The following is a 13,271-nucleotide window of genomic DNA, read 5'->3' as shown; positions in this document are numbered from 1 at the left end:
CTTGTAAAAGTAAACGGTGTCTTTTTGATGGCTTATTAAATTTATATGAAATAAGAAAAACTAAGGCCTCCGCCTGAGTTCGCTCTTCGTTTGAGAAAGTAGGATAAACACTATATTTCTCTGTTTGAAGGGAATCTGGCGGAGGCCAAGTTTTTCTACTTCGAAGCAGGAATGACTTTGTCGATCAAGCCATATTCTTGTGCTTTTGATGCAATCATGAAATTGTCACGATCGGTATCACGTTCAATGACTTCCATTGGTTGACCGGTACGTTCAGCTAAAATTTTGTTTAAGCTTTCGCGCATTTCAATGATCCGTTTTGCATGAATTTGAATGTCGGAAGCTTGACCTTGTGTTCCACCAAGTGGCTGGTGAATCATGACTTCACTGTTTGGAAGAGCGAAACGTTTCCCCTTCTCACCAGCGGCTAGTAAGAATGCACCCATTGAGGCAGCCATACCAATACAAATCGTTGATACTTTTGGCTTTATGTACTGCATTGTGTCATAGATCGCCATACCAGCCGTAATCGATCCGCCTGGGCTGTTAATATAGATAGAAATGTCTTTCTCTGGATCTTCTGCTTGTAGGAAAAGCAGTTGAGCTACGATTGAATTTGCAACATTATCATCAATCCCGCTGCCTAACATGATAATACGATCTTTTAACAAACGAGAGTAAATGTCATATGCACGTTCGCCTCGGTTTGTTTGTTCAATAACTGTAGGAATTAAGTTCATGTAAAATCCTCCTTTTGTTTTAGTGAAGCCAAATGTGTTCAAATAACTGAGCTATGTACATCATACCTAAATGGTCAAAGAAGGTCAAATGATAAGACTTCTTCGCTTCAATGAGGGTGTGGAAACGCGAATTGAACATTAGCGTCTCTGAAACAGAATCTACTTTCCGCAATCATTCTAAATTTTCAAAGCATGTAAATAGATGACAGCACGGGAGGTGTATTCCATTTTTAGGAATTTGAAAACAACCTCTTACTACATATATTCCATATGAAGTTATTTAAACCCTCCTTTCATAATATCCGTTTTTAAATAATCTAAACGATTATTAGGCAGGATTAAACATAGTTTTCAAGAATTAAATCAAATATAATAAGATATGGTATGAAATAAAGTAGTATAGGCATAAGCATTAGAAAGCGTTTACACTTAAAGTGTAACTCTTTAATGAAAATGAAGGGAGGGGAATACAAGTGCAATTTGGTCTTTATCAACAACAGACAACAAGTTTGGTCATGACGCAAGAATTACGTCAAGCAATTCACTTGTTGCAGTTTTCAGCGCAAGAGTTAGCAACCTATATTCAGGAACAAGCACTTGAAAACCCATTACTTGATGTGAAGGAACTACCTGGATTAGCCGAACAAACGTATTCCACTTATTCAAAAGCTTTCGAAGATCAAACCTCTCCAATTGACTATGCCCATATTGATAGAATAAGTTTAAGTGAATATCTCCTTCAACAAGTACAAGAGTTAAACATAACAAAAAAGCAGAAAAAAGAATTGGTCTATCTCGTCTATAGCTTGCGAGAAGACGGGTATGTATCGAGGCCACTTCAAGACATTTGCAATGATTTACAGATTGCGCTAGCAGAAGGAGAAAAATTGCTCCAGACATTGCAGAGCTTTGATCCTGCTGGTGTTGGCGCACGGAATTTACAAGAATGTTTATTGTTGCAATTGCAACGGTTAGACACGCCGCATATAATAGCTGAGCAGGTTATATCCTTATATATGGAAGAATTTGCGTCGCGAAAGTGGAAAGATATATCGAAAAAGCTGAGTATTACTCTTGCAGATGTGCAAGAAGTGAACGATGTCATTCAAACATTAGACCCTAGGCCGGGTAGTCAATATATATCAGATCCTGTTCAATTTGTTAGACCTGAAATTAGAATTGTTCCATATGAAGGCGATTTGCTTGTTCATATAGAGGATGATCTGATCCCAAGTGTTGGTCTGAACCATCATTATGAAGAATTACTTCGTAAAGAGCAGGATCATGAAGCGACTCATTATGCTAAAGAAAAAATACAACAAGTTCAATGGTTGATGAAAAGTATTCAGCAAAGGAAACAAACAATTCTAAAAGTTGGCGAAGCGATTGCCAGACATCAAAAAGATTATTTTTTAAATAAAAAAGGAAACTTGAATCCACTTACGTTAAAAGAAATTGCCGATGAGATTGAAGTCCATGAATCTACTGTGAGTCGAGCAACTACTAGTAAATTTGCCGATACTCCACGAGGAATCATTGAACTAAAATCGTTGTTTTCATCATCAATTCAAAATGGAATGGGTGAATCGGCATCTAGTCGCTCAATTAAAGATTGGATGAAAGAGATAATTGCGTCTGAGAATAAACAAAAGCCACTGTCTGATACAAAGATTGTAAGTTGGATTCAGGAAAAAAAGGACATAACGGTTTCAAGAAGAGCTATTGCCAAGTACCGAGATGAATTGGGGATTCCGGCTTCTTCTAAAAGGAAACGGTTTGAATAAAGCGGTATCCAACTAAAATGAGTAATGATAATTGGTAGTTAAAACCCGACCCTTCTGGGGGAAATCCAAAGAGGGCATTGGTTCACACGTTGCGCGTCCGCTCTGAGCAACCTGCTCAGAGTGGACTTAAAAGCAGGCGGCTCCGCTCAATGCTTCGATTTTTTTCGAAAAGGGTAAACCTCAACCCTTTTTGAAAAAAATCTATAAAAGTGAGTGATGTTGGAAATGTTAGAAGTAGTCGTTATGTCAAAAGTTGATTGTCCTTTATGTGATAAAGCGATCAATAAATTAGAGCCTTTAAAAAATGAGTTTGAGTTTACGATGACGATCGCAGACATTTATAAGGACGATGAGTTGTTAGAGAAGTATCAAATTATGATTCCGGTTATTTTGATTAATGGTGAAGAGGTTGATTTTGGGCAAATATCAGCGAAAAAAATAAGAAAGCGTTTACTTGAATTAAATGGGCAAATTTAACTTGTGTAAAGACCATATCCTTGGTAATATGGACTTGTAGGAAGGATTTGGTCTTATTTTGAACTGATCGGGACGCGAAAAGTCTATGCGGGACATAGTGAGTCCAGACTTGAAAAAGGGAGTATGGCTCTATGCAACTATTATTAGACATTCAGAAAAAATTATTACCTGATTTGCTTGATGTAATGGTCAAGCGTTATCGAATCCTCCACTACATTAAACTCATGCAACCAATAGGCAGAAGAAGCTTATCTTCTAACTTGCAATTATCAGAACGAATTCTCAGAGGAGAAGTCACGTTTTTGAAAGAGCAGGGACTTGTCCGTTTTGCAACAGCTGGGATGAGCATTACAGAAGAGGGCGAACAACTTTTTCTGAAATTAGAAGATGTAATGAAAGAATTACTTGGCCTTAGGGAGCTTGAAAGCAAGCTGAAAATTGAACTTGGTGTGAAGAAAGTTATTGTCGTTGCTGGAAATAGTGATGAAGATGATTGGGTTAAAAGAGAGATGGGGCGCGCTTGTATTAGCGAACTGAAACGAATGATAAAGCCAAAAGACGTTGTCGCCGTTATGGGTGGGACGACACTGGCTGCTGTTGCGGAGATGATGAAGCCTGATGCAAAAACGCGGGAAGTTGTTTTTGTCCCGGCACGTGGCGGGTTAGGTGAGCAAGTGGAAAATCAAGCCAATACAATTAGTGCGGAACTCGCAAGTCGAGCAGGTGCACAGTATCGCTTGTTACATGTGCCAGATCAAATAAGTGAAGAAGCTTATTCATCTCTTGTATTAGAACCGTCTGTTAAGGAAATCCTAAAGCTGATTCAATCCGCTTGTACTGTGATTCATGGGATTGGAGATGCGAGAAAGATGGCGCTCCGACGCGATTCAGTGAATTCGTTTGTTGACAAGCTTAATCGAGAAGAGGCTGTAGCAGAGGCTTTTGGTTATTACTTCAATCGTCTTGGAGAACCGATTCACAAGCAAAGAACGATAGGGTTACAACTTGATGAACTTGGAGAGCATAAATATGTAATCTCTGTTGCAGGAGGATCTTCAAAGGCGGAAGCAATTGCTGCCTATATGAAATATCAGCCAAGTGATGTATTGATTACAGATGAAGCTGCTGCCAAGTCACTATTAATGTTACGTAGATAAAAGGGCTTTGCTCTTTTTGATAAATTCTTACAAGTTACTAGGAGGAGATTGAACATGGCAACAAAAATAGGTATTAATGGTTTTGGACGTATTGGACGTAACGTATTTCGTGCGGCATTAAACAACCCTGAGGTAGATGTAGTTGCAATCAACGATTTAACTGATGCAAACATGCTAGCTCACCTACTTAAATATGACACGGTACACGGCAACTTAGATGCTGAAGTATCAGTAAATGGTAATTCTCTTGTTGTTAACGGACAAGAAATCAACATTTCTGCTGAGCGTGACCCAGCGAAACTTGAGTGGTCTAACCGCGGTGTAGAAGTTGTTGTTGAATCAACTGGTTTCTTCACAAAGCGTGAAGATGCTGCAAAACACATCGAAGCTGGTGCGAAGAAAGTAATCATCTCTGCTCCTGCATCTGATGAAGATATCACAATTGTAATGGGTGTTAACGAAGATAAGTACGATGCTGGTAGCCACCACGTTATTTCTAACGCATCTTGTACGACAAACTGTCTTGCACCATTTGCGAAAGTTCTTAATGATAAGTTCGGAATCAAGCGTGGTATGATGACAACTGTTCACTCGTACACAAATGACCAACAAATCCTTGACCTTCCACATAAGGACTACCGTCGTGCGCGTGCTGCTGCTGAAAACATCATTCCAACATCTACAGGTGCTGCAAAAGCTGTAGCTCTTGTACTTCCTGAACTTAAAGGTAAATTAAATGGTGGAGCTATGCGTGTTCCAACTCCTAACGTTTCTTTAGTTGACTTAGTAGCTGAGTTAAACCAAGACGTTACAGCTGAAGACGTAAACAACGCTTTTAAAGAAGCTGCTGAAGGTCCATTAAAAGGAATCCTTAACTACAGCGAAGAGCCTTTAGTTTCTAGTGACTACAATGGTAACCCGCATTCTTCATCAATCGATGCTCTTTCAACGATGGTTATGGAAGACAGCATGGTAAAAGTAATTTCTTGGTACGATAACGAGTCTGGTTACTCTCACCGTGTTGTAGACCTTGTTGATTACATCGCTAAGCAAGGACTATAATAGGTAACAGTTGGTGGAGGAGGAAGATGGTAGCATTCTCCTCCTCTTTCCGCTGTAAAAATAGCAATTACGATACAGGAGGCCTAGCCAAAATGAACAAGAAAACGATCCGTGATGTTGACCTTAAAGGAAAAAAAGTATTTTGTCGCGTTGATTTTAACGTTCCAATGAAGGATGGACAAGTTACTGATGAGACACGTATTCGTGCAGCGATCCCGACGATTCAAGCTTTAGTGGACCAAGGCGCGAAAGTGATTCTTGCATCTCATCTTGGGCGTCCAAAAGGCGAAGTTGTTGAAGAGCTTCGTTTAACACCAGTGGCAGTTCGCTTAAGCGAACTACTTGGTAAGGAAGTCAAAAAGGTAGATGAGGCATATGGCCCACAAGCCGAGCAAGCTGCCGATGCTTTAGTGGAAGGTGATGTACTTTTACTTGAAAACGTTCGCTTCTACCCTGGTGAAGAAAAGAACGATGCAGAACTTGCCAAAGCATTTGCTGCACTAGCAGATGTTTACGTAAATGATGCATTTGGTGCTGCTCACCGTGCACATGCTTCAACAGAAGGGATTGCACACCATTTACCAGCTGTTGCAGGTCTTTTAATGGAAAAGGAATTAGATGTACTTGGTAAAGCATTATCTAATCCAGAGCGTCCATTTACAGCTATTATCGGTGGAGCAAAAGTGAAAGATAAGATCGGTGTTATTGACAATCTTCTAGATAAAGTAGACAACTTGATTATCGGTGGTGGACTTGCTTACACATTTGTAAAAGCACTTGGCCATGAAATTGGAAAGTCATTACTTGAAGAAGACAAGATCGATCTTGCAGCATCATTTATGGAAAAAGCAAAAGCAAACAATGTTAACTTGTTGTTACCTATTGATGCAATAGTTGCTGATGATTTTTCAAATGATGCTAATACTAAAGTGGTTGATATCGACTCTATCCCGTCTGATTGGGAAGCACTTGATATTGGACCAAAAACGATTGATACATATCGTAAAGCGATCAGCGAATCAAAGCTTGTTATTTGGAATGGCCCAATGGGAGTTTTCGAATTAGAAGCGTTCTCTAAAGGGACAAGAGGCGTTGGTGAAGCACTTGCTAATAGTGAAAGCACGTACTCTGTCATCGGTGGGGGAGACTCTGCTGCAGCGGTTGAAAAGTTCGGTATTGCTGATAAGATGAGCCATATCTCTACTGGTGGTGGCGCATCGCTTGAGTTCATGGAAGGCAAAGAGCTTCCAGGACTTGTTGCATTGAATGAAAAATAAGGGGTCAGACCCCGTTTTAATCCAATAAAGAGGTGAAGTACTATGCGTAAGCCAATTATTGCAGGTAACTGGAAAATGAACAAAACGCTAGGGGAAGCTAAGCAATTTGTTGAAGCTGTAAAGACAAGCGTTCCAGAAAATAGTGAAGTGGATGCAGTTGTTTGTTCACCTGCTCTATTTTTAGAAAGTTTAGTTAGTGCTACAGAAGGAACAGACCTTAAAGTCGGTGCTCAAAATGTACACTTTGAAGAAAATGGTGCATTTACAGGCGAAATCAGTCCTGTAGCACTAGCTGATATGAACGTAGACTATGTAATTATTGGTCATTCTGAGCGTCGTGAAATGTTCGCTGAAACAGATGAGACAGTAAACAAAAAAGTTCATGCCTCGTTCAAGCATAACCTAGTACCTATTATGTGCTGCGGTGAAACAGATGAACAGCGTGAAGCTGGCAAAACGAATGATGTTGTAAAAGTTCAAGTTGAATCTGGCCTTGCTGGACTAACAGATGATCAAGTAAAAAACACAGTTATCGCATATGAGCCAATTTGGGCTATCGGTACTGGTAAATCGTCTTCTGCGAGTGACGCAAACGAAGTATGTTCATACATTCGTAAAGTAGTTGCAGAGGCATTCTCACCAGATGCTGCTGAAGCGGTTCGTATTCAGTACGGTGGAAGTGTAAAGCCAGCTAACATTAAAGAATATATGGCACAGTCAGATATTGACGGAGCTCTTGTTGGTGGTGCTAGTCTTGAATCAGATTCATTCCTTGCACTTTTGGAGGAAGGCAAATGAGTAAAAAGCCAGTCGCTCTTATCATCCTAGATGGATTTGCGATGAGAGATGAAGTAAAAGGAAATGCAGTTGCACAGGCAAATAAGCCGAACTTTGATCGTTATTGGAATCAATATCCGCACGCAACCCTTGAAGCTCAAGGTGAGGCGGTTGGTTTACCTGAAGGTCAAATGGGGAACTCTGAAGTAGGACATCTGAACATCGGTGCTGGACGCATCGTGTATCAAAGTTTAACTCGCGTGAATTTATCAATTCGCGAAGGCGATTTCTTTGAGAATGATACCTTCCATGCAGCTATGGATCATGTCAAAGAAAAAAAGAGTGCCTTGCATATTTATGGACTTCTTTCAGATGGCGGTATTCATAGTCACATTGAACACCTTTTTGCTTTACTGGAACTAGCAAAACGAGAAAATGTTGAAAAAGTGTATGTTCATGGTTTCCTTGATGGACGAGATGTTGGCCAAACATCAGCTGAAATGTACATCCGTGGATTGCAAAGCAAATTAGAGGATTTAGGCGTTGGGCAAATTGCTTCTCTACACGGCCGGTATTATGCGATGGATCGCGACCGTCGTTGGGATCGTGTGGAGAAGTCTTACCGTGCGATGGTGTACGGAGAAGGTCCTGCTTATACGAATCCCATTGATGTTGTAACAGATAATTATAAAAATGAGATTTTTGATGAGTTCATTATTCCTTCTGTTATTACAAAGGAAGATGGTACACCTGTTGGGACTGTCGGAGATGATGATGCGGTAATCTTTTTTAATTTCCGTCCAGACCGTGCGATTCAAATGTCTCAAGTATTTACGAACGAAGACTTCCGAGGATTTGATCGTGGGGACATGCATCCAAGAGGCCTTCATTATGTGTGCTTAACTCACTTTAGTGAATCGGTTGATGGGTTTGTCGCTTTTAAACCATCAAACTTGGATAATACACTCGGTGAAGTGTTAGCTCAACAAAATTACAAACAACTTCGCATTGCGGAAACGGAGAAGTATCCACATGTCACGTTTTTCTTTAGTGGTGGACGTGAAGAGCCGTTTCCTGGTGAAGAGCGAATCTTAATTGATTCACCCAAAGTGGCAACGTATGACTTACAGCCTGAAATGAGTGCCTATGAAGTAACGGACGCGTTACTGGCTGACATTGCTTCTGATAAGCATGACGCTATTATTTTGAATTTGGCTAACCCTGACATGGTAGGACATTCAGGAATGCTTGAGCCGACCATTAAGGCGGTTGAAGTTGTAGATGAATGTCTTGGTAAGATTGTAGATGCGATTGTTGCAAAAGGTGGAGCTGCTGTTATTACTGCTGATCACGGTAATGCTGACGAAGTTTTAACACCTGAAAACAAGCCAATGACTGCTCATACGACGAATCGTGTACCAGTAATCGTAACGGAAAATGGCGTTACATTACGTCAAGACGGAAAATTGGCTGACCTTGCACCAACTGTTTTAACGTTACTAGGTGGCAAACAGTCTCAAGAAATGACTGGGGTTTCATTGATTCAAAAATAATTTTGTGAATGAAGCAGGATTATTTGAAAAGAAATCGAACATAACATACGGTTGGGGTCAGAAATTTGCATGAAAATGATCCCGATAACCGAAAATAAATTGAACTAATGAAAATACTACTATTCTAAGGAGTGACTAATAATGACAATGATTACAGATGTTTATGCTCGCGAAGTATTAGATTCTCGTGGTAATCCTACAGTTGAGGTTGAGGTATATCTTGAGTCAGGTGCAATGGGACGTGCATTAGTACCAAGTGGTGCTTCTACTGGTGAATACGAAGCAGTTGAATTACGTGATGGTGGAGAGCGCTATATGGGCAAAGGAGTTCTTCAAGCGGTTGATAACGTGAATGAAACAATTGCTCCTGAGCTAATTGGGTTCGACGCTCTTGACCAACTTGGAATTGACCAATTAATGATCGATCTAGACGGAACAGACAACAAAAGCAAGCTAGGCGCGAACGCGATCCTTGGTGTATCAATGGCTGTAGCACATGCTGCTGCTGACGCTTTAGGTGTACCATTATACGTGTACCTTGGTGGATTCAATGCAAAGCAACTTCCAGTACCAATGATGAACATCATCAACGGTGGAGAGCACGCTGATAACAACGTAGACATTCAAGAGTTCATGGTAATGCCTGTAGGTGCTGAAAACTTCCACGAAGCTCTACGCATGGGTGCGGAAATTTTCCACAACCTGAAGTCTGTACTTAAAGGAAAAGGTTACAACACAGCTGTAGGTGACGAAGGTGGATTTGCTCCAAACCTTTCTTCAAACGAAGAAGCACTTTCAACGATCATTGAAGCAATCGAAAAAGCTGGTTACAAGCCAGGTGAAGAAGTAATGCTTGCAATGGACGTTGCTGCTTCTGAAATTTACAACAAAGAAGATGGCAAGTACCATTTAGCTGGCGAAGGCAAGAGTCTTACATCGGAAGAAATGGTTAACTTCTACGATGATCTTGTTTCAAAATACCCAATCATCTCAATTGAAGATGGCTTAGACGAAAACGACTGGGATGGGTTCAAACTTCTAACAGATCGTCTTGGTGGCAAAGTTCAACTTGTTGGTGATGACTTGTTTGTTACAAACACAACAAAACTTGCTGAAGGTATTGAAAAAGGAATTGGTAACTCAATCCTAATCAAAGTAAACCAAATTGGTACACTTACAGAAACGTTCGAAGCAATCGAAATGGCGAAGCGTGCTGGTTACACAGCTGTTATTTCTCACCGTTCTGGTGAAACAGAAGACGCAACAATCGCTGATATCGCTGTTGCGACTAATGCTGGACAAATTAAAACAGGTGCTCCGTCTCGTACGGACCGTGTTGCAAAATACAACCAACTTCTTCGCATCGAAGACGAGCTTGCAAACGTAGCTACATATGGCGGACGTTCTGCATTTTATAACTTGAAGAAGTAATGATAAAAATGACGTGCCCTAGTGGGTGCGTCATTTTTTTTGTATTAATATTAAAAAAGAAGATTGATCTATAATAGTCAACATAACTTCGCACGTAGAACACTTCCTATCCATACAGTAATCTCACAAGCCGAACGCAAAAGTATGTTAGAAAAGATAACTTAATTTACCAAAAATATGTCTTTTTAGATTACTCTTAATCTACAAGTCATAACTTCGTATACATATTTGCGATGGTATAAACTCGAACACGTTATTCCTATATTCCTATTGTAGTATGTTATCGGTGTATTCCTAATCATTCTGTAATTCTGATAACCAGTACAAGAAACAAATAAAAAAATGAGGAGAAACTTTATATGACGACGACAAAACTCATCGATTTATCTCAAGAAATTTTTCAAGGGATGCCAGTTTTACCTATCCACCAACAAACGGTTATTTTTCCAAATAAAACTCATGAAATGACAAAGCGAAAAATAGGATTCGAATTTGCGACAAATAGTTTACTCATTAATGAACATGGACCTACTCATAGTGATGCCATATATGAATACGATCCAGATGGCCCAACGATTGATGAGATGGATTTAGGCTCTTTTTATGGACCGGCTATTTGCCTCGATCTCACTTCAATCTCACCTGATGAGTTTATTACAAAGCGTGACGTAAAAGAGGCTTTAAAAAGATCGGAGCAGACGATTGAAGAAGGAGATATCGTCCTACTTCATACTGGGCATTATGAGCGTTCGTATGGTACGGATGACTGGTTTAACCGCCATGCTGGATTGAATTATCAAGCTGCGAAATGGCTTGCTGAGTTAGGAGTTAAAAATATTGGAATCGATGCGCCCTCTATTGATCATCCTGAAGATAAAAAATTTTCCGGTCATCTTGCTTGTCGCGAATACCAAATCACAAATACCGAAAATTTATGCAACCTCGCTGAAATAGTGAATAAACGTTTTTTGTATATTGGTCTACCTCTAAAGATCCGCAATGGAACAGGTTCGCCAATACGCGCGGTCGCATTATTAATTGAGTCATAATCAGATGGAAGTAAATCGACCTACTCAAGGTCGATTTCTTTGTAGTACGGGTGATAAATATTCTGATTTTGTTACTAAATGAATGACAGTTAGAGATCCTTTGGAACTTAAAAAAATACCTACTCATTTGCAATGTTCCCGTTTTGGCTCGCACTAGTTACATGAAAGATAGTTGTAGAAGAGCAACGAAAAAAGTGGCTCATTTTAGTTATTATATATGTAAGGTTTTATGTCATTTGATATCTTTGTTATTATGCTATAACCCTCAATAACAAAGTGCGTAAATGCTTTCAAACTGGTGTTCTACAACGAGTTGCTATTCCCGTTTCCTATTGGTTAAACAAGCCAAAATGCCGACATTTCTATATGCGAAACAGTTTCTTTTGCATGAAAAAAGAACGATAGATAACCTGACTACTTCCAACAAAATTCAAAACATTTCCATTACTCTTACCATATATTCGATTTGAATAAAAACAGATCAAATTATTGTGACATTTGACTAGCGGGTGATCGCTTTATTTGAGAGGAGATGGAGTGGTAGATGAGTACAAAATTACTGGGGAAACTATTTGAAACAGTGGGCTCAGAAAACGTTGTTCAGGTAGAGGAGACGGTAACGAAACTATCAAAAGATTACTATTGGTATTCTCCTGTGTTAGACAAACAATTAGAAAATAAACGAGCTGATTATGTCATCATTCCAGACTCACATGAAACATTAAAAGCTGTATTGCAACTGGCTGTAGATGAAAAAATTCCTGTGACTGCAAGAGGAGCTGGTACTGGTAATTATGGTCAGGCTGTACCGATGACTGGTGGATTTGTTGTCGATTTAAGTAAGTTAAACAATGTACTTGAAATTGGGGATGGATTTGTAACCGTACAGGCTGGCATGAGGATAAGAGATCTAGAAAAGAAAATTATGGTAACTGATCAAGAATTAACGATCTATCCATCGACATTTGTTAAGGCGACCATTGGAGGATTTATAGCAGGTGGGTCTGGAGGGATTGGCTCAGTCACATGGGGAAATCTCTGGGACGGCAATGTCCTTTCAGCGAAAGTTCTTACGATGAACGAAATGGTAGTTGAACGAACTGTGAATGGAGAAGAATTACTCGATTATATTCATAGTTATGGTACAACTGGAATTATTACAGAAGTGACGATTCCCATTAAGCCAAAATCAAATTGGGTTCAAGAGATGATCAGTTTCGCAACAATAAAAGACGCTATTGACTTCACGCAAAACATTGCGGAAGGAAATCAGTGGAAGAAACGACTCGTAACAGTTGTCGAAGCACCGATCCCTACTTTTTTTAGACCATTAAAGAAAGTAATTAAGGAAAAAGACAAGCACGTAGCTCTTATCGAAATTGAAGAATCAAACCATAATCGATTATTAGAGGAAGCGGCGAGGTTTAATGGAACAAGCATTTACACGGCCGAGGCTGCTTTTTATCGAAAAGGAATTGGGATATCAGATTTTACTTGGAATCATACAACCTTGTGGGCATTAAAGAACGATAAAAAATGGACGTATTTACAAAATTTCTACTCACTAAAAGATGTTCACGATCAAGTAGGAAAAATAAAAGAACGATTTGGCGACGAAGTTCTCGTTCATATCGAGTGGTTACGTGATAAGGGGAAGCTCATTCCAGCAGGTTTGCCACTTGTCTATTATCATTCGAAAGAACGTTTGTATGAGATCATCGACTATTTTAATGAAATTGGAGCTACTGTGAATGATCCACATACGTATTTGCTTGGAGCAGGAGGCTGGAACTTGCATCTAGAATCGATCGCAAACAAAAAGAAAGAAAATGATCCGTTTGAATTACTGAACCAAGAAAAAATGCCAACACATGACTTTGTTAAAGCACCATGAAGCAATGAAAGTAGTCAGCACATCATTTTTTACTATTTAAGGAGGACGAATGATGAAGAAGTGTAATGTT

At 39.6% G+C, this 13,271-nt stretch carries 11 protein-coding genes; 10 read left to right on the top strand and 1 reads right to left on the bottom strand.

All coding sequences use genetic code 11. The features are described 5' to 3' along the window. Positions 1-155 precede the first annotated feature (155 nt). Positions 156-740, bottom strand: a complete 585-nt coding sequence (gene clpP / locus SAZ04_RS11850; RefSeq protein ID WP_332695338.1) for an ATP-dependent Clp endopeptidase proteolytic subunit ClpP — start codon at positions 738-740, stop codon at positions 156-158. 473 nt (positions 741-1,213) lie between these two features. On the opposite strand from clpP, the gene rpoN reads away from it, so the two are divergent. The 10 genes from rpoN (at position 1,214) to SAZ04_RS11800 (ending at position 13,201) form a co-directional block, all read left to right on the top strand. After that, entirely contained in the window at positions 1,214-2,524 is a 1,311-nt protein-coding gene (gene rpoN, locus SAZ04_RS11845) for an RNA polymerase factor sigma-54 (RefSeq protein ID WP_332695336.1), read from the top strand. Positions 2,525-2,767: 243 nt separating this feature from the next. Continuing rightward, a complete protein-coding gene (locus SAZ04_RS11840; protein ID WP_332695334.1) occupies positions 2,768-3,001 on the top strand; it encodes a glutaredoxin family protein in 234 nt (77 codons plus the stop codon). 131 nt (positions 3,002-3,132) lie between these two features. Further along, positions 3,133-4,158 carry a sugar-binding transcriptional regulator gene (locus tag SAZ04_RS11835; RefSeq protein ID WP_332695333.1) on the top strand — a complete coding sequence of 342 codons (1,026 nt, stop codon included), beginning with the start codon at positions 3,133-3,135 and terminating at the stop codon, positions 4,156-4,158. A gap of 54 nt (positions 4,159-4,212) precedes the next feature. After that, positions 4,213-5,220 carry a type I glyceraldehyde-3-phosphate dehydrogenase gene (gene gap / locus SAZ04_RS11830; RefSeq protein ID WP_332695331.1) on the top strand — a complete coding sequence of 336 codons (1,008 nt, stop codon included), beginning with the start codon at positions 4,213-4,215 and terminating at the stop codon, positions 5,218-5,220. A gap of 92 nt (positions 5,221-5,312) precedes the next feature. After that, positions 5,313-6,497, top strand: coding sequence for a phosphoglycerate kinase (locus tag SAZ04_RS11825; RefSeq protein ID WP_332695329.1), 1,185 nt, complete (start codon positions 5,313-5,315; stop codon positions 6,495-6,497). A gap of 42 nt (positions 6,498-6,539) precedes the next feature. Further along, positions 6,540-7,295: a triose-phosphate isomerase gene (gene tpiA / locus SAZ04_RS11820; protein WP_332695327.1), complete on the top strand. Its 756-nt coding sequence runs from the start codon at positions 6,540-6,542 to the stop codon at positions 7,293-7,295. Continuing rightward, positions 7,292-8,827: a 2,3-bisphosphoglycerate-independent phosphoglycerate mutase gene (gene gpmI / locus SAZ04_RS11815; RefSeq protein ID WP_332695325.1), complete on the top strand. Its 1,536-nt coding sequence runs from the start codon at positions 7,292-7,294 to the stop codon at positions 8,825-8,827. The genes tpiA and gpmI overlap by 4 nt, the downstream gene beginning before the upstream one ends. A 141-nt stretch (positions 8,828-8,968) precedes the next feature. Further along, the gene (gene eno / locus SAZ04_RS11810) at positions 8,969-10,258 is read left to right on the top strand and encodes a phosphopyruvate hydratase (protein ID WP_332695323.1); all 1,290 of its coding nucleotides are present in this window, start codon (positions 8,969-8,971) and stop codon (positions 10,256-10,258) included. Positions 10,259-10,617: 359 nt separating this feature from the next. Then, positions 10,618-11,307: a cyclase family protein gene (locus tag SAZ04_RS11805; RefSeq protein WP_332695321.1), complete on the top strand. Its 690-nt coding sequence runs from the start codon at positions 10,618-10,620 to the stop codon at positions 11,305-11,307. Positions 11,308-11,851: 544 nt separating this feature from the next. Next, the gene (locus SAZ04_RS11800; protein ID WP_332695319.1) at positions 11,852-13,201 is read left to right on the top strand and encodes an FAD-binding oxidoreductase; all 1,350 of its coding nucleotides are present in this window, start codon (positions 11,852-11,854) and stop codon (positions 13,199-13,201) included. The last annotated feature ends 70 nt before the right edge of the window (positions 13,202-13,271 follow it).

The organism is Halalkalibacter lacteus, assembly GCF_036663595.1.
GTDB classification, from domain to species: domain Bacteria; phylum Bacillota; class Bacilli; order Bacillales; family Bacillaceae_D; genus Halalkalibacter; species Halalkalibacter lacteus.
The sequence above is the reverse complement of the archived record's forward strand: the minus strand, read 5'-3'. Positions and strand labels throughout refer to the sequence as shown.

Bases quoted from the DNA above. Each gene is read 5' to 3' on its own strand.
- clpP (WP_332695338.1), bottom strand. From the start codon at position 740: ATGAACTTAATTCCTACAGTTATTGAACAAACAAACCGAGGCGAACGT.
- SAZ04_RS11840 (WP_332695334.1), top strand. From the start codon at position 2,768: ATGTCAAAAGTTGATTGTCCTTTATGTGATAAAGCGATCAATAAATTA.
- SAZ04_RS11835 (WP_332695333.1), top strand. From the start codon at position 3,133: ATGCAACTATTATTAGACATTCAGAAAAAATTATTACCTGATTTGCTT.
- gap (WP_332695331.1), top strand. From the start codon at position 4,213: ATGGCAACAAAAATAGGTATTAATGGTTTTGGACGTATTGGACGTAAC.
- SAZ04_RS11825 (WP_332695329.1), top strand. From the start codon at position 5,313: ATGAACAAGAAAACGATCCGTGATGTTGACCTTAAAGGAAAAAAAGTA.
- tpiA (WP_332695327.1), top strand. From the start codon at position 6,540: ATGCGTAAGCCAATTATTGCAGGTAACTGGAAAATGAACAAAACGCTA.
- gpmI (WP_332695325.1), top strand. From the start codon at position 7,292: ATGAGTAAAAAGCCAGTCGCTCTTATCATCCTAGATGGATTTGCGATG.
- eno (WP_332695323.1), top strand. From the start codon at position 8,969: ATGACAATGATTACAGATGTTTATGCTCGCGAAGTATTAGATTCTCGT.
- SAZ04_RS11805 (WP_332695321.1), top strand. From the start codon at position 10,618: ATGACGACGACAAAACTCATCGATTTATCTCAAGAAATTTTTCAAGGG.
- SAZ04_RS11800 (WP_332695319.1), top strand. From the start codon at position 11,852: ATGAGTACAAAATTACTGGGGAAACTATTTGAAACAGTGGGCTCAGAA.